Source organism: Brevundimonas sp. ALps5 (genome assembly GCF_058681645.1).
Map to the genome: position 1 here is coordinate 2,355,545 of NZ_CM178744.1, position 21,181 is coordinate 2,376,725.

A 21,181-nucleotide genomic window follows, 5' to 3' on the forward strand; every position below is an offset into this window, starting at 1 on the left:
TCATCGCCTTTCATCATCGGAAGCGGCCGGCACCGGCGGAAGGGTCGCCAGATAGTCGGCGATCGCGCGTCGGTCCGCGTCGGACAGATTGCGTGCGACCTCGTTCATCAGCTGGACGTCAGAGTTGTCGCGCTGCCCCCCGACCCAAGCGGCCAGCTGCGAGGCCGTATAGGCGGGATGCTGGGCCGCCAGGGAGGGGAAGTTCGGCGCCACGCCGAAGCCCGAGGGGCCATGGCAACTGAAACAGGCGGGAAGGTTCTTGGACCAGTCGCCATACAGCGCCAGCTGCTCGCCACGCTTCAGTCCGCCGCCAAGCTCCGGCCGCGCTGTGGAGGGCGTGCGCAGGGCCGAATAGTATCGCGCGAGGCCGCGTCGGTCGGCGTCGCTCAGGGCGCCGGCGACGGTCTGCATGGTCTCATTGCGACGGCGGCCCGAGACATAGTCCTGCAGCTGTTTGACGATGTAACCCTCGGGCAGACCTGCCAGTCGGGGCACGTTGGCGCCGCCCTCGCCGGCGGCGCCGTGACAGGAGGCGCAGGCCCAGGCTTCGCCTCGGCCCTCTGTGACCAGACGCATCACGCCAGGATCGTCGAAACTGAAGATCCGGACAGGTCCGACCGGAGGTTGAGGCGCCAATCCGGGATCGACGACCCGAGCCAGCTCCTCGCCTCCGCGCCAGGCCCCGCGGCCGGGGAAGCGGTCGCGCTGCGCCGTCACGAAGGCGGGCGTGATCTCTTGGTCATCGCCGCCCCAGGTCTGGCGGACATGGGTGGCGACCCGCGCCAATTGGGCGTCGGACAGCACGCTTGCGAAGCTCGGCATATGGCCGTCGAAGACCTTGCCGCCGACATCGATCGGGCCGTCGATCCCATGCAGCAGGATCTGCACGATGACGGCCGGATCGGCGGCGACGAACCGGGATCCCGCCAGCGGCGGGATGGCGCTGCGCACGCCCACGGCGTTGGGCTGATGGCAGGTCGAACACCGCGCCTCGAAGACCTGAGCGCCGCTGTTCAAGGCGAGGGCGGGGATGTCCTCGATCTGCTCGGCGCGTTCTTCTCGCCCGACGCTGACCGCCTGGGCGTTGTCCCACAAGGTGACCGCGCCCCAGATCGCCAGGGCGATGGCGATCCAGTAGACCGGCAGCGGAATGCGCCGGAATTCCTCGTAGGGTTCGAAGGCCTCGTCCGGTTCGCGGGGCCGAGGGGCGTCAGGCGGCCTTTTGCGGATCATTTCGGCTCGCCCTTTTCGCTGTATCCGTCGTCGCGGACGGCCGTGGGCGGGGCAGGGAAGGTCCGGTCCAGGCTGCGCAGATAGGCCACGAGGTCGCGCGCCTGCGGTCTGGCCACGACGACCTTGCCCTTGGGCGCATAGCGTTCCGGCAGCGCAACGACAACGTCGCCCGGCGCCGCCTTGTCCTTGACCTCGAACAGATAAGGATAGGCCGGCATGATGCTCCAGTCGTAGATCGCGCGCGGCTGATAGAGGTGGGTCATGTGCCAGGCTTCGCTCGGCAGTCGCGCGCCCACATTCTGGAGATCCGGCCCGGTGCGCATGGTGCCCAGTTGATGGGGCTGGTCGTAGAAATAGTCGGAGGCCACCGCGGCCCGGCCCCAGCCGCGTTCGCTGTCCGGCGCCTGGTCCAGGGCGCGGGGCTGCTGGCTGTGACAATAGACGCAGCCTTCGGAGACATAGGCCGCCCGTCCCCGAAGCTCCGCCTCCGTGTAGGGCAGCAGACCCGGCGTGGGCGCTTGCTCGCGGATCTGGATGCCGGGAAGGATGACCAGCATCAGGGTGGCGAAGGCCAGGATGGCGAGGGCGAGGACGCCCAGAGGAATGACGCGGTTCATGCTGTGGTCGCCGGAACGGTGTCGGTGGGGACGGCCCCGGCCTGGGGCGCGCGGCCCTTGGCCAGCAGGGCTATGAAATGGCCCGCGAAGATGAGGTGACCCAGGGTCATCAGCCCGCCGCCGACAGACCGGGCCTCAAGATAGGGCGCCAGGACGGTGACGCTGTCGGCGAAGGGGCGCGTCGCGTCCAGCATGGCCAGACCCTGCAGCACGCCGCCGATGGTCAGGGCGAAGAAGTAGATGGCGAAGCCGATGACCACGAGCCAGAAATGGGCCTTGATCAGGGCCGGTTCGGGCCACTGCCGTCCCGTCAGTCGCGGGCCCATGTGGTAGACCGCGCCGAACAGTATGAAGGACACAAAACCATAGGCGCCGAGATGGGCGTGCCCGACCGTGTATTGGGTGAAGTGGGTCACGGTATTGATCGTGCGCAAGGCTTCGATCGACCCCTGGAAGGACGCCAGGGTATACATGACCGCCCCCAGCGAGATGAACCGCAGAGGGACCGAGGCCTTGAAGGCCCACAGGTTGCGGGCGACCGTGACGTGCTGGTTGATGGCCACGGCGATCACCGGAACGAACATCATCACACTGTGGACGATCGACAGGGTCACCACCCAGGTCGGCACCGGACCGCCGATCAGATGGTGGATGCCGACCTGACTGTAGAACAAGGCGAGCGCCCAGAAGCCGAGCAGCGACAGGCTGTAGGAGTAGATGGGTTTGCCGATGATCTTGGGAATGAAATAATAGGCCGCGCCAACGCCCAGCGGGGTCAGCCAGAGCCCCAGGACATTGTGGGCGAACCACCAGTTGACCGTCGCCTCCTGCACGCCCGAATGGATGCCCGGCAGATTGGCGATGAAGAACAGAATGGGGAACCAGCACAGCGCCCCGAGATAGTACCAACCGGTCACATAGATGTGGTCCACGTTGCGCCGTAGTGCTGTGTGGAGAAGCGGCCAGACGAAGAAGGCCCCGGCCAGGGCCAACAGCCCATCGATCTGCCAGGGGATCTCCAGCCATTCCTCGCCATCCGTCCAGCCCGAGGCGATCGCCAGAGCGCCGCAGGCCACGGCGATGTTCCAGAGCACGGCCCCGATCACAGGCAGTCGGGGATGTCGCAGCTCCGTATGAAAGATGCGCGGGGCGATCCAGAGCGCCACGCCGATGCCGGTCATCGACAGCCAGCCATAGATCACGAGATTCAGATGAAGCGTGCGGACCCGGCCAAAGGTCAGCGGCGCGACGTCCGTCAGCCAGTCCGGCCAGTGCAGCTTCAGCGAGGCCATCAGGCCGAAAATGGAGCCGATGACCAGCCAGGTGATGCCGCTGCCGATCAGGATCATCACGGGGCGGCGCGAGACCGCATCGATGCCCTCGCGCTCGGTGTCATAGTGATGCGGCCCGACGGACTGGGTGTCCTCGCCGGCCATCGTCGCATCGTCGGGCGTGCCCGCCTCGCCGGGCGTGAAGACGGTGTAGGCCTGGCCCTGGTGTAGTTGGAGCTGCCGATTCGTCACCGCCCAGATCAGAAAGGCGAGGGCCAGCAAGGACACGAGGAAGCTGAGCGCCAGCAGGAGGCCGATGGTCAGCGACATGGGGCGAGGACTCTGTCAGAAGGCATAGGTCACGTCCACATAGCCGTAGGTGGTGTCGGCGGTCGCCGGCGCGTTCGGGGCATCGGTCAGGGCGCCGCCCTTGAAGAGCCGGGCGCCGCCGGTCTCCAGAGTGACGTCGGGGGTCAGCTTGTAGCGGACCCGCGCCTCGATCTGAGTTCCGCCAAAGCGGCCGCTGTCGCTCGACGGGTCGATGACCCCCGTCGCGCCCAGACTGTCGCGCGCGTCTTCCAACCACAGGCCCCGCACCGCGACGAAGCCGTCCAGCTTGCGGTCGGGCTTTACCTCGAGGCGAACGCCGGGCGACACGAGGTTGGCGCGCGAGACCGGGCCGTAGAGACCGGCGGGGCCGAACTCGAAGCGGCGTGCGCCGTACAGGGTGTCGAACCGGCCATAGTCGCCCCGTCCCCCATCGCCCGTGACATTGTCGAACTGGGCGGCGAGTCTCGGCGACCAGTCGTGGGCGAAGGTACGTCCCGCCTCCAGATGAATGAAGCCCGCCCTGACATCCACATCCTGGGTGTCTGCGGGCGAGGCCGAGCGCCGGACCTGACCGACCTGGGCCGCCGCCTCGACCTCGACATCCCACGCCCCGGCCGCCGGCGAATGGCGCCAACGGACGCCGGGCGTCGCCAGCCGGCGGTTTCGGGTCTGCTGGTCCGCGTCATCGCTTTCGGTCAGGCCGTAGACATAGAGGTCGAGCGACCGCCGCTGGCCGAGGTCGCGAGTCCAAAACAGGCCGGCGAACTGCAGGTTGGAACTCTCTCGATCCCACGCGATCCGATTGTCCTCGATGGCGGCCCTGTCGTCCGGCAACCGCACCTGCGGCATGACCCAGAAGGCCGTCAGCGCGCCGTCGGCCAGGGGCGTGTCGAAACGGGCGCCGGTATAGGCGTTGGTGGTGTTGCGAAAATTCTGGCGAGAAACGAAACGCTTGGAACCCAGATCCATGGTGAAGCGGCCGAGTTTCAGTGTCCGCTCACGTCGCGCGCCGAGACGGATCTTGGCGTAGGCCTGAACCAACTCCAGCGCATTGACCTCGCCAACGCCGACCGACGACAGCGGACCTTGCCCGAACGCCCGCGAATCGAACACCTCGCCCGAACGTCACGTGACCCACATCCCGCTCGACGGCCAGCGTCAGCCGCGTCGTCAGGACGGCGTCGCTTGGCTCCGCCATCGGACAAAACTGGCCTGACAGCGTCTCTCCCCGCGCGCGCGCCGATCCGGAGACGCGCCAGCTATCCTGGGCGTCCGTGGGTTGCCCGGCGGCGGCGATCGCACCGCTCATGAGGAGGCCCATCAGCACCGGACAAGCGTTCCCGTGGTTGGCGCGGGCCTCTTGATGTCTCCCATCGTCGTTTCCTGCTGCGTTTTGTCGCAACAGGCCGGGCCAAGCTTAAGCCAGCCTTAAGGTGATTGCGACGGCATCCGCCGCCCAAACCAGCGGTCCACGCGATCGGCGTAGGCGGACCAGGCTGGCCCGAAGAGGGCCGTCAGGTGTCGTTCCTCGCGCCGGATGGCGAGGCGGTCGGTGGCGAAGGCGGCGACGGGGGCGGCCACGAAGAACCAGGCGTTGTCGAACAGGCCGCCGAGGCCGAGCAGCAGCAGGCCGTTGGCGAGATAGATCGGGTTGCGGCTCCAGGCGAACGGACCGGTCGTGACCAGAGCGGTCGCCGCCCGGTGCGGCAGGATGTTGGCGCGCCACCGCCGCATCACCAGCATGGCCCAGAGGTCCAAACCAAGGGCGAGCCCGACCAGGAGGCCGCCAGCGGCGAAGGCGCCGGGGAAGAGAGCGGGCGGGGACCACAGACGCGCCGTGATGAGCGCGACAAGGACGGCGCCGCCCGTGATGAGCGGCGGCCAGGGCCAGCGGTTCGGCGCCTGCGGGCTCACCCCCCGGCCAGCTTGAGAACGCCGCGCAGCAGATAGGCGACGATGCCCAGGACGCCCACGCCCAGCGCCCAGAGCGCGACGAACCAGAGGCCCTGCCGGAGCCCGTTTGTGGAGCCGCGACGCATCAGTGGTAACCGTCGTCGCCGACCTTGCCGCGGAACACCCAGTAGGCGTAGGCGGTGTAGGCTAGGATGATCGGGATCAGGATCAGGGCGCCGACCAGCATGAACAGCTGGCTGGAGGCGGGAGCTGCGGCCTGCCAGAGGGTGATCTCGTCGGGTACGGCGTAAGGGAAGACGCTGACGCCCAGCCCGGCGAAGGTCACCGCGAACAGGCCCAGCGACAGCAGGAAGGGCCAGACCTCACGCTTCTGACGCATGGTCCAGAAGAAGGCGGCCGCGACGATCAGGACGAGCAACGGCACCTGGGCCGTCAGAAGCACGCCGGGCCAGTCGAACCACCGGCGGGCGTATTCGCCGTCGAGGAACGGGGTGGCCAGGCTGACCGCGCCGATCATCAGCAAGGTCGCCGGCCCCAACTTCCAGGCCTGGGACCGGGCGTGGGTCTGGAGCGCGCCATCCGTCTTCATGTTCAGCCAGGTGGCGCCGAGAAGGGCGTAGCCGACGACGACGGCCACACCGGTCAGCAGGCTGAAGGGGCTGAGCCAGTCCCACCAGCCGCCGCCATAGGCGCGACCGGACACTTCGACCCCCTGCAGGATGGCCCCCAGGGTGACGCCCTGGGAGAAGGCGGCCAGGAGGGAGCCGCCGAAGAAGGCGACATCCCAGACGGGCTTGGCCCGCACGGTGCGCCAGCGGTATTCAAAGGCGACGCCCCGGAAGACCAGCCCCAGCAGCATGGCGATGATCGGCGTGTAGACCGCCGGCATCAGGACCGCATAGGCGAGGGGGAAGGCCGCGAACAGGCCGCCACCGCCCAGGATCAGCCAGGTCTCGTTGCCGTCCCACACCGGGGCGATCGAGTTCATCGCCTTGTCGCGCTGATCGCCGGCCTTCAGTGTCGGGAACAGGATGCCGACACCCAGGTCGAACCCGTCCATGACGATGTAGGCGAAGACGGCGAAGGCCAGCAGACCGGCCCAGACCAGGGTCAGATCAACGCTCATGATCAGTCTCCTCGCCAGTCGGGATGGGACGGTCGGGGTCGATGGCGGGGGCAGGCGTGATGCCCGCCGTGCGGATCGGCGTTTCCGCCACGCCCGGCTCGCCGCGATGAGGCGCATGGCTCATCAGACGCAGGATGTAGAAGACCCCGGCGCCGAAGACGGTGAAATAGACCACGGCGAAAGCGGCCAAGGAAGTCGCGACGGCAGGCGCCGCCAGAGGCGCGGCGCTGTCGGCGGTGCGCAGCAGGCCGTAGACGGTCCAGGGCTGGCGGCCGACCTCCGTGGTGATCCAGCCCGCCAGCACGGCGACGAACCCCATCGGTCCCATGATCAGGGCGAAGCGGTGCAGCCAGGGGGCGTCATAGAGGCGGCTGCGCAGGCGGGCGTACAACCCCCATAGCCCCAGCAGCAGCATGGCCATGCCCAGTCCCACCATGACGCGGAAGGACCAGAAGACGATCTCCACCGGCGGCCAGTCGGCGCGGGCGACGGTGTCGAGACCGGCCAGAGGCGCGTTTGGATCATGCTTCAGGATCAGGGACGACAGCTTCGGAACCTCGACCGCGCCATGGACGGTGGCGGCCTCGCGATCGGGCAGGCCGAACAGGATCAGCGGCGCCCCGTCCGGGTGGCTTTCGAAGTGGCCTTCCATCGCCATGACCTTGGCGGGCTGGTGCTCCAGGGTGTTCAACCCGTGCATGTCGCCGATGAAGATCTGCACCGGAGCGGCGACCAGGATCATGCCCATGGCCATGGCGAACATCTTGCGCGCGCCCTTGTTGGTCCGCTCCTTCATGAGGTGCCAGGCGCCGACCGCGCCGACCACCAGACCGGTCGTCAGGTAGGCCGCCAGCAGCATGTGGGCGAGGCGATAGGGGAAGGACGGGTTGAAGACGATCTTGAACCAGTCGGCCGGGATGAACTGGCCGACCTCGTTGATGGCGTAGCCTTGCGGCGTCTGCATCCAGCTGTTGACGGACAGGATCCAGAAGGCCGAGGCGAAGGTGCCGATGGCGACCATCAGGGTGGCCAGGAAGTGCAGCTTCTTGCCGACCCGGTTCAGGCCGAACAGCATCACGCCCAGGAAGCCCGCCTCGAGGAAGAAGGCGCTGAGCACCTCATAGGCCATCAGGGGGCCGATGACGGGTCCGGCCTTGTCGGAGAAGACCGACCAGTTGGTGCCGAACTGATAGGACATCACCAGACCCGAGACGACGCCCATGCCGAAGGCGACGGCGAAGATCTTCAGCCAGTATTTGAAAAGGTTCAGATAGAGCTCGCGCCCTGTCTTCAGCCACAGGGCCTCCAGCACGGCCAGATAGCTGGCCAGGCCGATAGAGAAGGCCGGGAAGACGATGTGGAAGGCGACGGTGAAGGCGAACTGCATCCGAGCCAGGATCAGGGCGTCAAGTTCCATGGAAGCGTTTCAACCGATCAAGCCGAGCGCGCCGGCGCTGCGGTAAAGCATATATAAGGCGACGACGAAGATCAGCCCCGCGAAGACGGTATTCAAGACGCCTTTCTGTCCCGACAGGGCCTTGGCGAGCCGTGCGCCGACCAGACCGCCCAGCACGCCGCCGCCGATGAAGACGGCCGCCAGGGGCCAGTCGACCCAGCCATCAAGGGCGTAGTTGAAGGCCGTGGTCAGGCCGAAGGCGGTGACGCCGACCAAGGAAGAGCCGACGGCATAGTAGATCGGCATGCGGGTCGAGAACATCAGGCTGGGCACGATAAGGAAGCCGCCGCCAATGCCGAAGAAGCCCGACATCACGCCCGTGGCCAGGCCCGTGCCGACGAGCTTGGGTGCATTGCGCCGATCAAGCTGGACGTTCGGGTCTCCGCCGGCGGAGCGGCCCCGCAACATCAGTACGCCGACGACCAGCATCAGGACGGCGAAAAGGGCCAGCAGCTTCTGACCATCCACGGCCTTGCCCAGGCTCGAACCCAGAAAGGCTCCGAGCACCCCGGCGACCGCGAACAGACTGGCAATTTTCCATTTCACCGTGCCGTGGCGGGCATGATTGATCACATTGGCGAAGGCGTTGGCGGCCACGGCGAAGGCGCTGGTGCCGATCGCCAGGTGCGGCTCCTTGACCCCGACCAGATAGACGATCAGCGGCACGGCCAGGATGGACCCGCCGCCGCCGACCAGGCCCAGGGTGAAGCCGACGAGCGAGCCGGCGCCGGCGCCGAGGCCGTACTGCAGCGGAGACAGGTCCATGATCAGGCTCAGGCGACAGCAGGGCGAAGCTGGGGGGCGGGTTCGATGTGGTGGGGGCCGGCCAGCCATTCGCGACCGCGCAACATCCCAAGCCAGTAGATTTCGGGCAGGGCCTGGGCCTTCAGATGCCAGGCCAGACGGGTCGGCTTGGTCCCGTCGAGCATCCATTTCGGGAAGCTGGGCAGGAGCTTGCCGCCATAGCCGAACTCGGCCAGCACGATCTTGCCGCGCTCGACCGTGAGCGGACATGAGCCATAGCCGTCATAGACCGCCCGCATCGGCTGGCCGTCCAGCAGCGACAGGATGTTCTCGGCCACCACGGGCGCCTGTTTGCGGGCGGCCGCAGCAGTCTTGGCGTTGGGTGCCGAACAGGCGTCGCCCAGACCGAAGACGTTTTCGAACCGCTTGTGGCGCAAGGTGGCGTCATCCACCTCGATCCAGCCGCTTTCGGCGGCCAGCGGACTTTCGCGAATGAAGTCCGGCGCCGTCTGCGGCGGGCAGACGTGCAGGAAGTCGAACTCGCGCCGAACCTGGCGAACTTCACCGTCCGCACCGGTCACGGCGAAGGTCGCGATCCGCGCCGGGCCGTCCACCGCCACCAGTTTCGATCCGAAGTTCAGGTCGATGCGGTATTTGCTGACATATTCCATCAGGGCCGGAACGTAGTCCTTGACCCCGAACAGCACCGGGCCGGCGTTGTGGAATTCGATCTCGATGTCGTTTCGACCGTGGTCGCGCCAGTGATCGGCCGACAGATACATGGCCTTCTGCGGGGCGCCGGCGCATTTGATCGGCATGGGCGGCTGGGTGAAGATCGCCCGACCGCTCTGCATCGCCTGGACCAGCTTCCAGGTGTAGGGCGCGGTCTCATAGCCGTAGTTGGAGGTGACGTTGTTGCGCCCGAGCGTTTCCGCCAGGCCCGGAATGGCGCCCCAGTCCAGCTTCAGTCCCGGCGCCGCGACCAGCATGCGATAGCCGATCCAGCGGCCGTCGGTCAGTTCGACGCGATCGTGGATGGGGTCGAAAGCCGCGACCGAGCCGCGCACCCACTGGGCGCCTTGGGGGATCAGGTCCTCGGTGCGGCGCCGGGTCCGCTCGGGCGTGAAGACGCCGGCGCCGACCATGGTCCAGCCGGGCTGATAGTAGTGATGTTCGGATGGCTCGACGATGCGGACATCAAGGTCGGGGCGACGACGCAGGAGGCTGGCGGCTGTGGCGATGCCGGCGGATCCGCCGCCGACGATCAGGACATCGCAGGACTCCAGGGGGGCGTACTGGGCGCTCATGACGCGGCTCCTTCGAGACGGGGACGCAGGGCGCCGAGGTCGTAGCCGGCGCTCTTGGCGCGTGCGATCAGATCGTCAGCGCTTATCGAGGCGACGTTCGCCAGCGCCCACAGGGTGGTCGTGCGCGTGCCGGTGCGGCAGAAGCCGAACACAGGCTGGGGCAGGTTGGCCAGAGCCTCGCGGAAGTCCGCCACGTCCTGGTCGGAGATTGCGCCGCCGACCACGGGAACATGGGCGAAAGCCAGTCCCGCAGCCTCGGCGGCCTGGCGCAGATCTTCGGAGCTGGGCTGGCCGGGCTCTTCGCCGTCGGGTCGGTTGGAGATCACCGACCGGAACCCTTGGGCCGCGATGTCGGGCAGGTCTTCCGGGGCGATCTGGGGCGAGGCGGACAGGGCCTCGTCCAAAGGGCGAATATGCATGGCTTTGTCTCCCTAGGGTCTTTTCTGGTTCAGGCGTTTCGGTCGAGGGTCAGGCGGAACAGCGCCATGCCGGCCGCGAGGGCGCCGACGAAGACGAAGGCCTGCCAGGCGCCGGTCGTCAGCGCCGCAAGCGCCGGGCCGGGGCACAGGCCGACCAAGCCCCAGCCAAGGCCGAACAGGGCGGCCCCGCCGACCAGAGGGGTGTCGATGGTCCGGCCCTCGGGCACATGGAAGGTGTCGGCCGCGACCGGAGCCTCCATGCGCCGGCGGATCAGCCAGGCTATGGCGGAGGGGATCAGCGCCCCGCCCATGACGAAGGCCAGAGAGGGGTCCCAGGCGCCCGTCACATCCAGGAAGGCCAGGACGCGGGCCGGGTTGATCATGTCGGACACCACCATGCCGGCGCCGAACAACAAGCCGCACAGGACGGCGACGATCAGCCGGCTCACGCCAGGCCTCCCAACAGGTGGCGGGTGACGAAGACGGTCAGGGCCGCGACGGCCATGAAGACGCCGGTGGCGACGATGGAGCGGGGCGACAGGCGGGCCAGGCCGCAGACGCCGTGGCCGCTGGTGCAGCCCGAGCCCCAGCGGGTGCCGAAGCCGACGATCAGGCCGCCGAGCACCAGCAGCCAGACCTCCGAAGTGATCTGCACCTCGGGCCTGCGGATCAGGGCCGAGGCCAGGGCCGCGCCGCCCAGCAGGCCGGCGATGAAAAGCAGGCCCAGAATGCGCGGCGCGCCTTTTGACAGGCCGGTCGCTGCGGCGGTCAGGCCGGAAATCCCGGCCACGCGCCCATTCAGCAACAGATAGAGACCGGCCGACAGGCCGACCAGCAGACCGCCGGCCAGCGGCCAGATGAAGGGAAGAGGCTCAAGCATCGGAGCCTCGCCTCACAGCGCGTTCAGCGGGACCTTGAGGTAGCGCACCCCATTGTCCTCGGGCTCGGGCGGGCGGCCGCCGTTCATGTTCACCTGAACCGACGGCAGGATCAGCTTGGGCATGGGCAGGGTGGCGTCGCGCTGGGTGCGCATGGCCACGAACTCGTCCTCGCTGACGTCGTCGCGAATATGGATGTTGCCTGTCCGCTGGGCACCGATGGTGGTCTCCCAGGCGAACTCGGTCCGGCCCGGCGGCGCCTTGTAGTCGTGACACAGGAAGACCCGCGCCTCGTCCGGCAGGGAGGTCAGGCGATGGATCGAGCGGTACAGGGTCCGGGCGTCGCCGCCGGGGAAGTCGCAGCGCGCCGTACCATAGTCGGGCATGAACATGGTATCGCCGGGGAAGACGGCGTCGCCGATGACATAGGCCAGACAGGCCGGGGTGTGGCCGGGCACGTGCAGGACCGTGGCCTTCAGACCACCGATCTCAAACCGGTCGCCGTCGTTGAACAGATGGTCGAACTGGCTGCCGTCGCGGCGGAAGTCGGTCCCTTCGTTGAAGATCTTGCCGAAGACCGCCTGGACGGTGAGGATTTCATGGCCAATCGCCAGCTGACCGCCGAGCTTTTCCTGGAGATAGGGCGCCGCCGACAGGTGATCGGCATGGGCGTGCGTCTCGAGCAGCCACTGAACCGTGAGACCTTCGGATTTCACGTAATCAATGAGCGCATCGGCCGAAGCGTGCGTGGTGCGGCCCGACGCCGGATCGTAGTCCAGCACGCTGTCAATGATGGCGCAGACGTCGGAGCCGGGATCGCGCACGACGTGGCTGACGGTGAAGGTGGCTTCGTCGAAGAACGATTTCACGACAGGGCGTTGGCGAGGATCGCCCAGCGCGGCGCGCACGATGTCGGCGGCGTCGTCGCGGGCGGGGTCGGGTGTGGGCGAGGACATGACGTGTCTCCGTTTCGGTGACTCAACACATATACTCATTCATAGTTCGTGCAAGTATGTATTTTAATGTAGCGGAAACGGTGGGATGCGCTTAGCTTGCGGCTATGGACACGATCGACACCGGGCCAGCCGTCTATCCCCCCGCAATGCGCGCCCTGCGCATCAACGATACGGCGCCGGACTTCACGGCGCGCACGACTCAGGGCGAAAGGCGCCTCAGCGACTACCGTGGACGCTGGCTGGTGCTGTTCTCGCATCCGGCGGACTTCACGCCGGTCTGCACCAGCGAGTTCGTGGCCCTGGCCCGGCAGGCCGACGCCTTCGCGGCGATCGACTGCGATCTGATGGCCCTGTCGGTGGACAGTCTGTATTCGCACCTGGCCTGGCTGAAGGACATCTTCCGCCGCTTCGGCGTGAAGGTGCCGTTCCCGATCATCGAAGATCCCTCCATGGCCATCGGCCACGCCTTTGGCATGGTGGACGCCGGCTCGAGCGACAGCGCCACGGTGCGCGCGACCTTCGTGATCGATCCCGAAGGCGTGGTGCGCGCCATCAGCTGGTACCCGATGAACATCGGCCGCTCGGTTGATGAGTTGCTGCGTCTCGTCACCGCCCTGCAGACCTCGGACCGTGAGGCGGCCTCCACGCCGGCGGGCTGGACGCCCGGCGACGCACTGCTGGAGCCGGCCGCCACCACACTGGACGCCGCCATCGCCGACGGTGACGGCGATGCACCCTGGTACTATCGCGAGCGCAGCGCATGACCGACGATCAAGCGGCCGCGATGGAGCGGTTGAAGGAAAAGGCGCCGGAGGCCGCAGAGCTGTTGCGCCAGCTGGCCAACGCCAACCGGCTGCTGATCCTGTGTCATATCGCCGAAGAGGAGCGCTCGGTGGGCCAGCTCGAGGCGGACCTCGGCATCAAGCAGCCGGCGCTATCCCAGCAACTGGCAGAGCTGCGCCAGTATGGCCTGGTCAAGACCCGCCGTCAGTCCCGCTCGATCTTCTATTCGATCGCCGACGAGCGCGCCCAGGCGGTCATGGGGATGCTCTACGAAATCTTCTGCGGCGATGCGAAGGCGGTCGGCGCGCGAGCCGCCGCCCCGGCGCCCCGCACATCGACGCCGGCGCGCGGCGACACAGCTCAGTTCGCCCGCATCACCGCCGTCGCACGTCGCTGACGGCAAACCCGCACAGGAGACTCTAGTGAAGGGCTTCATCGACAATATCGAACGTCTGACGGAAGAGAACACAGACTTTCGCCGCGTTCTGTACACCGGCCACAATCTGCAGCTCGTCCTCATGGCCATTCCGCACGGCCAGGAGATCGGCGAAGAGGTCCACGACGACCGCGACCAGTTCTTCCGCATCGAGGCGGGCGAGGGCGAAATCTGGATCGACGGCGTTCGTCACGCCGTGAAGGCGGATGACGGGGTCATCGTCCCTCAGGGCGCCCGCCACAATGTGGTCAGCACGGGGTCCGAGCCGCTTCGGCTCTACACCCTTTATGGTCCGCCGGAGCATCGCGACGGTACGGTTCACGCCACGGTGGAAGAGGCCTCCGCCGACCACGAGCATTTCGACGGCCGCACGACCGAATAACCGTCAGGGGCCGACGTCGTCCGCATCGGCGCGCCGGTCGTCGGGCCGCGGCAGGTGCAGGTCGATACCCAACGCCTCCGCCAGACGGGTGTCGCGACGATAGATGTCATCGCGAAAGGCGACGCGGCCCTGGCCGTCCAGAAAGGCCGTCCAATAAAGCAGGCGCACGTCGATCGGCCGACCGGTCGCCACCCGGACGGTCTCGCCGCTGTCCAGCGCGGCGTCGAATCGGGCGAGCCTCGCGGGGTCGGGCGCAAGCAGCAGCCGAGCGAAGCCGACCGCGTCCTGCACCCGCACGCAGCCGTGGCTGAGATGGCGGAAGCTCCGGTCGAACGCACCCCGCGACGGGGTGTCGTGCAGGAAGATGGCGTAGCTGTCCTGAAGTTCGAACTTGACCTGGCCCAGGGCGGCGTTCGGGCCAGCGCGCTGAACCACCATGCCATTCTGAATCGTCATGTTGTTCGCCCGCATATAGGCGGCGCCGCGTGGCAGGATCTCGCGCTGGGCGATGGAAGTCGGCACCGTCCAGGGCGGATTGGCGACCACCGAGGCGAAGGGCCGTTCGAGGCTGGGCGTCGCATTGTCGGCGTCACCCGTCACGACCCGCATCGAATGCACGGGCCGACCGTCCTTCCAGTAGACCATGATGGAGGCGGCGGTGTTCACCTCGATCCGTTCCGGGGCGACGTCTCTCTTCAGCCAACGGCGGCGTTCCAAATTCAGCGCGATCTGGCGAGCGCGGGCCTCGGCCGAAATCGAGAGCGCCCGCTGTGTCGCCGGGCCGATGCGGGCGTCCGCTTCAAGACCGTGGCGCACCTGGAACGCCCGAACGGCCTCTTGCACAATGGAGCCGTATTCACCGCCAGACGGGCCGACCATCGCGGCGGCGGCTTCGCTTAAATCGCCTTCCACCCGAAGGCGCGGCAGGAGGGCGGGAAGGCGCGGGTCGGACGCAAATGGTTCGATCGTCGCGCCCAGGGCAAAGGGCGGCCAACCGCCGCGGTCGGCGATGGCGCGATAGCGGAGGAAGCCGTCGCACAGGCCCTGATAGCCGCGGTCCTGGGGTGCGAGGCCGGCCATCGTCGCCGCAAGTGTTCCGTCGTCGACCGCCTTTGCGAGGAGAGGCGGCGTGTCGACTTGGTTGCGATCCATCTCCCAGAGCGTCTCGACGGATGCTGGATCGACCCGGCCATGGGCGAGCGCCTCAGCCAGGATCAGGACGGCCTGGGTCAGTTCTGCTTCGCTAAGGGCGAGACCGTCGGGCGCCGACAGCCCGTGGCGGTCCGCCAGAGCTAGGGCGTCCATGGCTTGCCGGCGCGCGGACCCCGCCCAGGCGGGGCGTCCGCCGCGGGCCGCGTAGAAGGCTGTAGTCAGAACAGTGATGTCAAAGGCGGCGGGCGCGGGTGCTGCTCGCGCCGCCGTAGAGACCCAGAGCGGCGCCGCTGCGGCCGCCAGCAGGTGTCGGCGGTTCAGGATTGAGGAGCGACGATCAACCATGCCGCCGACACCGCAGGGTTCACCTTAAGGCAGGCTTAAGGTTGGCCGGTCCGCCAGCCCCACCGCGCGAAGATGGCGGCCCCCTCGTCGGACTTCAGAAAGTCGAGGAACGGCTGGGCGTCGGCGTCCTGGCGGCCGGTCTCTGTCACAACGGCGCCGGCGTCGCGGTAGATGCGGTAGGGCTCTTCGACCTCGACCACATCAGCGAGGTCCGGATTGGCGACCTGCCAGATGCCCCAGATGATCCAGGCGTCCAGCGTCGGGTCGTCGATCCAGGCTTGTCGGGCCTCGGCGCTGTTGCGGGCGTAGACGACGATGTTACGACGCAGGGCGCGCACCTTGGCGATGTCGCCGGTGCGACCGGCCATGTCCTCCCACAGGCCGTTCTGGCCCGCGCCGTTGACAACCAAGACCCGGCGATCGGGCTGGAAAAGATCCTCAAGGCCGCCGATGCCGTCCGGATTTCCCGGCCGAACGAGGATGGAGGCGGTGCGCAGATAGAGCGGCTCGACCGCCTCGGCGCGGATGCGGCCCTCCAGGGCGCTGACGAAGTCGGTCATCATCGTCTCGGAGCCTGAGAAGATCAGGTCGCCATCCGCCTTGGCCTGGTCCAGCCATTGGGGCGTGGGTCCGGCGACGACGGCCACGGCGCGACCGGTGCGCGCCTCATAGGCCTTCGCGGCGTCGCGCATGGCGGGGGAGGGGCCGCCGGGACCGTAGACATGAAGTGGATCGGCGGGCGTCTGGGCGTGGGCGGCCAGGGCCGTTGCGCTCAGGAGGGCGGCCAGCGTCAGTGCGGACGGGCGCATCAAGAATTCTCCTGGGGTGGGGCGAAGTGATTGGCGGGAATCTTGAAATAGACGCGCCCGTCCGGCGCGGCCGGCGGCAGCACCCCGCCGCGGATGTTCACCTGAAGCGCGTAGAGCATCAGATTCGGCAAGGGCAGGGTGGCGTCCCGATCGTCGCGGAGCCGCACGAAATCCGCCTCGCCGCGTCCGCCGCCGACATGGATGTTGTCCGCCTTCTGCTCTCTCACGGTGCTGAAGCAGGCGGGCTCGCGGCCATCCGGGCCATAGTCGTGGCCAACGAAGACGGCGGTCTCTTCAGGCAGGGCCAGGATGTCCTGGATGCTTCGGAAGAGAGTCTTCGAGTCGCCGCCCGGAAAGTCGGCGCGCGAGGTGCCGGCATAGGGCATCATCAGGGTGTCGTGGACGAAGGCGTTGCCGCCAATCACATAGGTGATGGAGGCCATGGTGTGCCCCGGTGAGAACATCACCCGCGCCGGCAGGTCGCCAACAGCGAACGTGTCGCCAGCCTTGAAGAGTCGGTCCCACTGGCGACCATCGGCCGGAAAGTCGTCGTCCAGGCCGTAGATGTCCTTCCACAGCTTCTGGACGCCGATGACCTTTTCGCCGATGGCGGTCGGCGCGCCCAGTTTCTCGTTGAGGAAGGGCGCGGCGGAGAAGTGGTCGGCGTGGGGATGGGTGTCCAGCAGCCACTCGACGGTCAGGCCCTCCGCCTTGACGTAGTCCAGGATGGCGTCGGCGTTGCGGGTCGAGGTCGCCGCCGCCTTCTCGTCGAAATCCCAGACCGGATCGATGATCGCGCATTTGCGGCTGACCGGGTCGGAGACGACATACTGCCAACTGCCGGTCTTCTTGTCGTGGAGCGCCGCGATGCGCGCTCCGCCGTGGTCGATGATCTGCATGAAGGCTCCGTTTGGTTTGCGAAGAAAAAGGCCGGACCGCTTGCGAGGTCCGGCCGGAATCCGATCAGGCGGCTTTCGGGGCGTCGGGGAGGTCGCGCGTCGAGAAATACCAGTCGGTGTAGACGTAACCCTCGGAAGCGCGAGCCTCGGCCGCCTCGGCGGTCTTGGGCGGGGGGACGATGGCCGGTTGGCCAGGGCGCCAGTTCTCAGGCGTCGCGACCCCGTTGGCGTCGGACGCCTGGAGCGCGGTGAGCAGCCGAACGAACTCTTCGATGCTGCGGCCATTGCTCATGGGATAGTAGACCATGGCGCGCAGCTTGCCTTCCGGATCGATCAGGAAGGTGGCGCGAACAGCCGAGGTGTCGGCCGCCCCGGGGTGGATCATTCCGTAGGCCTGGGCCACCTCCATCTTCAGATCCTCGATGATGGGGAAGGGGATTTCGACGCCGAACTTCTCCTTGATGTTCCGGGTCCAGGCTAGGTGCGAGAAGATGCTGTCTATCGAGAGGCCCAGGAGCTCGCAGTTCATGGCGGCGAACTCATTCGCATGCTTGGCGAACCCGATGAACTCGGTCGTGCAGACCGGGGTGAAGTCCGACGGGTGCGAGAAGAGGATCAGCCATTTGCCGCGGTAATCGGCCAAGCTGCGATCCCCGTGCGTGGTGCGGGCGTGAAAGTCGGGGGCGGGTTCGTTGAGGCGGGGCAGTCCGGTCATGTCGATATCTCCTTCAGACGCCCCAATGAACAATTACATACATACTTACGCAAACTAATAGTTCTTATGCTCAGGAAAGGTTCCGCCTATGCCGAGCCGTCAGTTCACAACCAGGGCGTATCCGGCCTGTTGAAGGTGGATGACCGTCATCAGGGCGGCGAGATCAACGCTCACGCCCGCTTCGAGATCGGCTTGCGCGATGCCGTTCCCCGCCATGGCCTGGCCGCACAGTCGAACCTGGACGCCGGCGGCGATGAGGGCGCGGATCAGGGCGCTGTTGGGGTTGGCGTCGCCCTTGCCGCGCGCGGTCCAGGCGGCGTCGGAGAGAACTGCAGGGGTGGCGGCGCCGTGCAGGACGACCACGATCTGACGGTGGTCGGCGTCCACGCCGCCCGCCGCCAGCATATTCACCAGCCGCGCGACGCGATCCAATCCCTTCAGCGGCCTGTCGTCCGCACCGCCCTGGGACACGTCGAAGATGACCCGATAGATGCGCGACGGATCCGGCTGTTCGCCGGCCTCGGGCAGGGGCTTGAAGCCGCCGAAGCCTGAGACAGCCTGGGCGAAGCTCGGGGAGGCCGCCAGGGAGGCGGCCAAGGACAGGGCGATCACGAGGGTTTTCATGGCGGGTTCCGGTGTGCGGGCGCTGGGGGTCAGGGACGGCGGGCGATGAGATCGATCAGGGCGGACCGGCCGCTGTGGCCGGCGCCTTCGGAGACGTCGCTGTCGTGGCTTTTCAGATGCAGGATGTCGAAGTCGGCGAAGGCGTCGCGGAGCAGCGCCTCGGTGTAGAGGTTCTCGACCTGCCCCGGACCGCCGGTGCCATAGGCGATCTGTTCCGGCCGATAGCCCTGCAACAGGACCAGGCCGCCAGGCTTCACGGCCGCCTTCATACGCTCGAAAAGTCGGTCGCGCTGGGGAGGCGGGGCGAACTGAATGAAGACGGCGACCACGACGTCGAACGCACCCTGCGGCCAGCCCCAGGTCTCGAAGTCCGCCACCTGGGCGTCCAGTGTGACGCCACGTCGCTCGGCCAGGGCGAGGGCCTTCTCGACCGCGCGCGGGGCGATATCCGTGGTGGTGACGGCCAGGCCCTGTTCGGCGAGCCACACGCCGTTTCGGCCCTCGCCGTCGGCGACCGCCAGAGCGGTCATGCCGGGCTGGAGCCGCGCGATCTGAGCGGCCAGGAAGGAGTTGGGCGTCTCGCCGAACAGATAGTCCTGGCGGTCATAGCGGCTGTTCCAGAAGTCGCGGGCGGCGACGGAGTCCATAAGGTGTTCCTTCAGATGATGAGGACGCTGACGGGCAGATCGGTCTCGCCAGGCGTATGGTCGGCGAACCAGGATTCAAGCGCGCCCACAGTGTCGATGTCGAGCGTCCGGCGGTCTCGCCCGTAATGTTCGGGCACCCCTTGGGCGGTGACGAAGGCCACCAGATAGTCCGCCTCCGGCTCGACAGGGCGGTCTCCGACCAGCAGGCGGTCGAGGCGCTGCCCCTTGGGATTCTCAAGCTTCACGAAGGCCGTGAGACCCCGGCAACGTTTGATGTAGCCGCCCATCTGCTCATACGGGTCGGCGGCGAAGGTGCGCTCCAGATTTTCTTCCAGCATCGCTTGCAACTCGGCCCCGGTCAGCGTCGTGCGTGAGATCGGCGGATTCATCGGCGCCATATTGTAGAGGTCGCCCAGAGTGACCGGACCCGGCGCGACGGGCGCGCCGTAGCGCCAGCCGTTGGAGAAGGCGATGTCCACGCCCGCCGCCTGCGCCGCCGCCGCCAGCAGGACGTCGTCCATCGGCGCGCTGGCCATGGCGTAGCGGTGAAGGGGGATGGCGGTGCGGCCGACGATGCGCGCCAGACGCTCGCGCTCGGGCGCCAGGGCCATCTCCACCAAGCCGGCGACTTGATCGTCTTCGGGGCCAGCGTCCACGGCTATGAGCCGATGGCGCCGCAGGCACACGCGGCCCTCTGCAATCTCCAGATCCAGCCGGCCGATATAGGCGCCGTGGCAGCCGGACTGGATGATCAGGGTGTCGCCGACGCGGGCCGGTTCGTGCAGGCGGTTATGGGTATGACCGCTCAGGATCACGTCGATGCCCGGCGTTTCGGCGGCCAGCTTCAGATCCTGCGGAAAGCCCAGGTGCGACAGCAGGACGACCAGATCGACCTTTTCCTCGCGGAGCTGGTGCAGCTGCTCGCGGGCTTCGGCCACACCCATTTCAAACCGCACGCCTTCAGAGAAGGCGGGGGGCATCGTCTTGTCGATGATGGGGCAGGCCAGGCCGATCACGCCGATCCTCAGACCGCCGCGCTCGAACACCCACCGCCCGTCGAACTCCGGCGCGCCGTCATCCTTGCGGAAGACATTGGCGGCCAGGACGGGATAATCCAGTCCCGCCGCCAACGCCTTGAACCCCGCCGGGCCATAGGCGAACTCCCAGTGCGCCGTCATGGCGTCGATCTTCAGGGCGTTCATGATCGGAACCAGCGCCTCGCCCCGGCTGGCGACGGCGACCCGCGTGCCATGGAAGGTGTCGCCGTTGTCCAGGGTCAGGCATGCACCTTCGGCGCGCGCCTCTTCGAAGAGGCGCGCGATGCGGGCGACCCCGCCCAGCCGTTCGAACCGCCAGCCGCCTTCGGTGCGCACCAGTTCGGGATGCGGCTCGAGATAGCCGTGGAGGTCGTTCAGCTGGAGCAGGGTCAGGGTGGTCATGGTCGGCTTCAGCGCAGCGGTTGTCCGGAGCGGATACGACCGATCACCGCTTCGAGTTGCGCCTGGGGCATGCCGCCGGGGATCAGATTGCCGTTGATGATAAAGGCGGGCGTGCCCTGCAGGGCCAGGGCCGCCGCTTCTCGACCATTTCGGTCCAGCACCGCGTCGATGTCTGCGCGGTGTTCGGCCAGGTCCTGATTCAGGCGCGCCATGTCCACGCCGGCCGACTGGACCAGACGGGTGATGTCCGCCTGGTCGCCGATGCGCGACGGCGACAGCATGAAGGCGTTATGGACGGCCTCGTACTTGCCCTGATAGGCGGCGGCGAGGGCGGTCCGGGCGGCGGTCTCCGAGACGTCGCCGAAGATCGGCCAATCCTTGTACAGGACGCGCACCTTGGTGTCCGCCTTCAGCAGGCCGTCGATCTCAGGCTGCATCTTCTTGCAGTAGGGGCAGTTGTAATCGACGAAGCCGATGATGGTCACATCGGCGTTCTCGGCGCCGATGAAGGGCGCTGCGGGATCGCGCAGCAGGTCATTGAAGCCGACCTGGGCGATGGGCGGCATGTCTTGTCCGGAGGCGGCGGAAGGGCTGGCGGGCGCCGCGCCGTTGTCGGCGTCGGCCGGGCCGCAGGCGGCGAGCGCCAGGACGGCGGCGAAGGCAGGGGCGAAGGTGCGGTTCATGGAAGCTCCGTGAGGC

Annotated in this window: 25 protein-coding genes; 3 read left to right on the plus strand and 22 right to left on the minus strand. The window is 67.4% G+C overall.

The features are described from left to right. The 14 genes from ACW172_RS11395 to ACW172_RS11460 all read right to left on the minus strand — a co-directional run bounded on the left by ACW172_RS11395 (position 1) and on the right by ACW172_RS11460 (position 12,251). A complete protein-coding gene (locus ACW172_RS11395; protein ID WP_052004686.1) occupies positions 1 to 1,233 on the minus strand; it encodes a c-type cytochrome in 1,233 nt (410 codons plus the stop codon). Next, a complete protein-coding gene (locus ACW172_RS11400; RefSeq protein WP_035305693.1) occupies positions 1,230 to 1,850 on the minus strand; it encodes a cbb3-type cytochrome c oxidase subunit II in 621 nt (206 codons plus the stop codon). Before ACW172_RS11400 ends, ACW172_RS11395 begins: the two co-directional genes overlap by 4 nt. After that, positions 1,847 to 3,451 carry a cbb3-type cytochrome c oxidase subunit I gene (locus ACW172_RS11405; RefSeq protein ID WP_201463312.1) on the minus strand — a complete coding sequence of 535 codons (1,605 nt, stop codon included), beginning with the start codon at positions 3,449 to 3,451 and terminating at the stop codon, positions 1,847 to 1,849. Before ACW172_RS11405 ends, ACW172_RS11400 begins: the two co-directional genes overlap by 4 nt. 15 nt (positions 3,452 to 3,466) lie before the next feature. Then, the gene (locus ACW172_RS11410) at positions 3,467 to 4,564 is read right to left on the minus strand and encodes an alginate export family protein (RefSeq protein ID WP_052004684.1); all 1,098 of its coding nucleotides are present in this window, start codon (positions 4,562 to 4,564) and stop codon (positions 3,467 to 3,469) included. A 315-nt stretch (positions 4,565 to 4,879) separates the two neighbouring features. Then, positions 4,880 to 5,365: a methyltransferase family protein gene (locus ACW172_RS11415; protein ID WP_054764186.1), complete on the minus strand. Its 486-nt coding sequence runs from the start codon at positions 5,363 to 5,365 to the stop codon at positions 4,880 to 4,882. Continuing rightward, the gene (locus ACW172_RS11420; protein ID WP_137721941.1) at positions 5,362 to 5,490 is read right to left on the minus strand and encodes a DUF2474 family protein; all 129 of its coding nucleotides are present in this window, start codon (positions 5,488 to 5,490) and stop codon (positions 5,362 to 5,364) included. Before ACW172_RS11420 ends, ACW172_RS11415 begins: the two co-directional genes overlap by 4 nt. Further along, positions 5,490 to 6,491, minus strand: a complete 1,002-nt coding sequence (gene cydB / locus ACW172_RS11425) for a cytochrome d ubiquinol oxidase subunit II (protein WP_035308644.1) — start codon at positions 6,489 to 6,491, stop codon at positions 5,490 to 5,492. The genes ACW172_RS11420 and cydB overlap by 1 nt, the downstream gene beginning before the upstream one ends. Then, positions 6,481 to 7,908 carry a cytochrome ubiquinol oxidase subunit I gene (locus ACW172_RS11430; RefSeq protein WP_035308646.1) on the minus strand — a complete coding sequence of 476 codons (1,428 nt, stop codon included), beginning with the start codon at positions 7,906 to 7,908 and terminating at the stop codon, positions 6,481 to 6,483. Before ACW172_RS11430 ends, cydB begins: the two co-directional genes overlap by 11 nt. Before the next feature lie 9 nt (positions 7,909 to 7,917). Continuing rightward, a complete protein-coding gene (locus tag ACW172_RS11435; protein WP_035308649.1) occupies positions 7,918 to 8,712 on the minus strand; it encodes a sulfite exporter TauE/SafE family protein in 795 nt (264 codons plus the stop codon). 8 nt (positions 8,713 to 8,720) lie between these two features. Beyond that, positions 8,721 to 9,998 (minus strand): NAD(P)/FAD-dependent oxidoreductase, encoded by a 1,278-nt coding sequence (locus ACW172_RS11440; protein WP_035308651.1) that lies wholly within the window; start codon positions 9,996 to 9,998, stop codon positions 8,721 to 8,723. Further along, entirely contained in the window at positions 9,995 to 10,417 is a 423-nt protein-coding gene (locus ACW172_RS11445) for a protein tyrosine phosphatase family protein (protein ID WP_035308653.1), read from the minus strand. The genes ACW172_RS11440 and ACW172_RS11445 overlap by 4 nt, the downstream gene beginning before the upstream one ends. A 29-nt stretch (positions 10,418 to 10,446) precedes the next feature. Then, positions 10,447 to 10,866 (minus strand): DUF6691 family protein, encoded by a 420-nt coding sequence (locus tag ACW172_RS11450; protein ID WP_035308654.1) that lies wholly within the window; start codon positions 10,864 to 10,866, stop codon positions 10,447 to 10,449. Continuing rightward, positions 10,863 to 11,297 carry a YeeE/YedE family protein gene (locus ACW172_RS11455; protein WP_035308657.1) on the minus strand — a complete coding sequence of 145 codons (435 nt, stop codon included), beginning with the start codon at positions 11,295 to 11,297 and terminating at the stop codon, positions 10,863 to 10,865. The genes ACW172_RS11450 and ACW172_RS11455 overlap by 4 nt, the downstream gene beginning before the upstream one ends. Before the next feature lie 12 nt (positions 11,298 to 11,309). Beyond that, positions 11,310 to 12,251 (minus strand): MBL fold metallo-hydrolase, encoded by a 942-nt coding sequence (locus ACW172_RS11460; RefSeq protein WP_035308659.1) that lies wholly within the window; start codon positions 12,249 to 12,251, stop codon positions 11,310 to 11,312. Positions 12,252 to 12,355: 104 nt separating this feature from the next. Here ACW172_RS11460 and ACW172_RS11465 point away from each other — a divergent pair, with 104 nt between their 5' ends. From ACW172_RS11465 to ACW172_RS11475, 3 genes are read left to right on the plus strand one after another with little or no spacing between them, the layout of a single operon-like run. Further along, on the plus strand, positions 12,356 to 13,015 hold the full coding sequence (locus ACW172_RS11465) for a peroxiredoxin (protein WP_035308662.1): 660 nt from the start codon (positions 12,356 to 12,358) through the stop codon (positions 13,013 to 13,015). After that, on the plus strand, positions 13,012 to 13,431 hold the full coding sequence (locus ACW172_RS11470) for an ArsR/SmtB family transcription factor (RefSeq protein ID WP_035308664.1): 420 nt from the start codon (positions 13,012 to 13,014) through the stop codon (positions 13,429 to 13,431). The genes ACW172_RS11465 and ACW172_RS11470 overlap by 4 nt, the downstream gene beginning before the upstream one ends. 25 nt (positions 13,432 to 13,456) lie before the next feature. Next, complete coding sequence (locus tag ACW172_RS11475) at positions 13,457 to 13,852, plus strand: cupin domain-containing protein (RefSeq protein WP_035308666.1); 396 nt, start codon at positions 13,457 to 13,459, stop codon at positions 13,850 to 13,852. Positions 13,853 to 13,855: 3 nt separating this feature from the next. On the opposite strand, the gene ACW172_RS11480 is transcribed toward ACW172_RS11475, so the two are convergent. From ACW172_RS11480 to ACW172_RS11515, 8 genes are all read right to left on the minus strand, one after another. Next, the gene (locus tag ACW172_RS11480; protein WP_081836188.1) at positions 13,856 to 15,349 is read right to left on the minus strand and encodes a L,D-transpeptidase family protein; all 1,494 of its coding nucleotides are present in this window, start codon (positions 15,347 to 15,349) and stop codon (positions 13,856 to 13,858) included. A gap of 35 nt (positions 15,350 to 15,384) precedes the next feature. Next, a complete protein-coding gene (locus ACW172_RS11485; protein ID WP_035308668.1) occupies positions 15,385 to 16,158 on the minus strand; it encodes a substrate-binding domain-containing protein in 774 nt (257 codons plus the stop codon). After that, positions 16,158 to 17,057 carry an MBL fold metallo-hydrolase gene (locus ACW172_RS11490; protein ID WP_052005015.1) on the minus strand — a complete coding sequence of 300 codons (900 nt, stop codon included), beginning with the start codon at positions 17,055 to 17,057 and terminating at the stop codon, positions 16,158 to 16,160. Before ACW172_RS11490 ends, ACW172_RS11485 begins: the two co-directional genes overlap by 1 nt. A gap of 64 nt (positions 17,058 to 17,121) precedes the next feature. Beyond that, a complete protein-coding gene (locus ACW172_RS11495; protein ID WP_035308669.1) occupies positions 17,122 to 17,772 on the minus strand; it encodes a peroxiredoxin in 651 nt (216 codons plus the stop codon). A gap of 99 nt (positions 17,773 to 17,871) precedes the next feature. Further along, positions 17,872 to 18,396, minus strand: a complete 525-nt coding sequence (locus ACW172_RS11500) for a DsrE family protein (RefSeq protein WP_052005017.1) — start codon at positions 18,394 to 18,396, stop codon at positions 17,872 to 17,874. Between the two features lie 29 nt (positions 18,397 to 18,425). Continuing rightward, positions 18,426 to 19,043, minus strand: a complete 618-nt coding sequence (locus ACW172_RS11505) for an SAM-dependent methyltransferase (RefSeq protein WP_492031583.1) — start codon at positions 19,041 to 19,043, stop codon at positions 18,426 to 18,428. 11 nt (positions 19,044 to 19,054) lie between these two features. Next, complete coding sequence (locus ACW172_RS11510; RefSeq protein WP_035308671.1) at positions 19,055 to 20,482, minus strand: bifunctional metallophosphatase/5'-nucleotidase; 1,428 nt, start codon at positions 20,480 to 20,482, stop codon at positions 19,055 to 19,057. A gap of 8 nt (positions 20,483 to 20,490) precedes the next feature. Then, positions 20,491 to 21,165, minus strand: coding sequence for a DsbA family protein (locus tag ACW172_RS11515; RefSeq protein WP_035308672.1), 675 nt, complete (start codon positions 21,163 to 21,165; stop codon positions 20,491 to 20,493). Between the last annotated feature and the right edge of the window lie 16 nt (positions 21,166 to 21,181).

What these genes read in the sequence shown, in the direction of transcription:
- ACW172_RS11445 (WP_035308653.1), bottom strand. Translation starts at nt 10,417, where the DNA reads ATGCATATTCGCCCTTTGGACGAGGCCCTGTCCGCCTCGCCCCAGATC.
- ACW172_RS11465 (WP_035308662.1), top strand. Translation starts at nt 12,356, where the DNA reads ATGGACACGATCGACACCGGGCCAGCCGTCTATCCCCCCGCAATGCGC.
- ACW172_RS11430 (WP_035308646.1), bottom strand. Translation starts at nt 7,908, where the DNA reads ATGGAACTTGACGCCCTGATCCTGGCTCGGATGCAGTTCGCCTTCACC.
- ACW172_RS11435 (WP_035308649.1), bottom strand. Translation starts at nt 8,712, where the DNA reads ATGGACCTGTCTCCGCTGCAGTACGGCCTCGGCGCCGGCGCCGGCTCG.
- ACW172_RS11485 (WP_035308668.1), bottom strand. Translation starts at nt 16,158, where the DNA reads ATGCGCCCGTCCGCACTGACGCTGGCCGCCCTCCTGAGCGCAACGGCC.
- ACW172_RS11460 (WP_035308659.1), bottom strand. Translation starts at nt 12,251, where the DNA reads ATGTCCTCGCCCACACCCGACCCCGCCCGCGACGACGCCGCCGACATC.
- ACW172_RS11500 (WP_052005017.1), bottom strand. Translation starts at nt 18,396, where the DNA reads ATGAAAACCCTCGTGATCGCCCTGTCCTTGGCCGCCTCCCTGGCGGCC.
- ACW172_RS11420 (WP_137721941.1), bottom strand. Translation starts at nt 5,490, where the DNA reads ATGCGTCGCGGCTCCACAAACGGGCTCCGGCAGGGCCTCTGGTTCGTC.
- ACW172_RS11490 (WP_052005015.1), bottom strand. Translation starts at nt 17,057, where the DNA reads ATGCAGATCATCGACCACGGCGGAGCGCGCATCGCGGCGCTCCACGAC.
- ACW172_RS11455 (WP_035308657.1), bottom strand. Translation starts at nt 11,297, where the DNA reads ATGCTTGAGCCTCTTCCCTTCATCTGGCCGCTGGCCGGCGGTCTGCTG.
- ACW172_RS11495 (WP_035308669.1), bottom strand. Translation starts at nt 17,772, where the DNA reads ATGACCGGACTGCCCCGCCTCAACGAACCCGCCCCCGACTTTCACGCC.
- ACW172_RS11470 (WP_035308664.1), top strand. Translation starts at nt 13,012, where the DNA reads ATGACCGACGATCAAGCGGCCGCGATGGAGCGGTTGAAGGAAAAGGCG.
- ACW172_RS11400 (WP_035305693.1), bottom strand. Translation starts at nt 1,850, where the DNA reads ATGAACCGCGTCATTCCTCTGGGCGTCCTCGCCCTCGCCATCCTGGCC.
- cydB (WP_035308644.1), bottom strand. Translation starts at nt 6,491, where the DNA reads ATGAGCGTTGATCTGACCCTGGTCTGGGCCGGTCTGCTGGCCTTCGCC.
- ACW172_RS11405 (WP_201463312.1), bottom strand. Translation starts at nt 3,451, where the DNA reads ATGTCGCTGACCATCGGCCTCCTGCTGGCGCTCAGCTTCCTCGTGTCC.
- ACW172_RS11515 (WP_035308672.1), bottom strand. Translation starts at nt 21,165, where the DNA reads ATGAACCGCACCTTCGCCCCTGCCTTCGCCGCCGTCCTGGCGCTCGCC.
- ACW172_RS11505 (WP_492031583.1), bottom strand. Translation starts at nt 19,043, where the DNA reads ATGGACTCCGTCGCCGCCCGCGACTTCTGGAACAGCCGCTATGACCGC.
- ACW172_RS11510 (WP_035308671.1), bottom strand. Translation starts at nt 20,482, where the DNA reads ATGACCACCCTGACCCTGCTCCAGCTGAACGACCTCCACGGCTATCTC.
- ACW172_RS11480 (WP_081836188.1), bottom strand. Translation starts at nt 15,349, where the DNA reads ATGGTTGATCGTCGCTCCTCAATCCTGAACCGCCGACACCTGCTGGCG.
- ACW172_RS11395 (WP_052004686.1), bottom strand. Translation starts at nt 1,233, where the DNA reads ATGATCCGCAAAAGGCCGCCTGACGCCCCTCGGCCCCGCGAACCGGAC.
- ACW172_RS11440 (WP_035308651.1), bottom strand. Translation starts at nt 9,998, where the DNA reads ATGAGCGCCCAGTACGCCCCCCTGGAGTCCTGCGATGTCCTGATCGTC.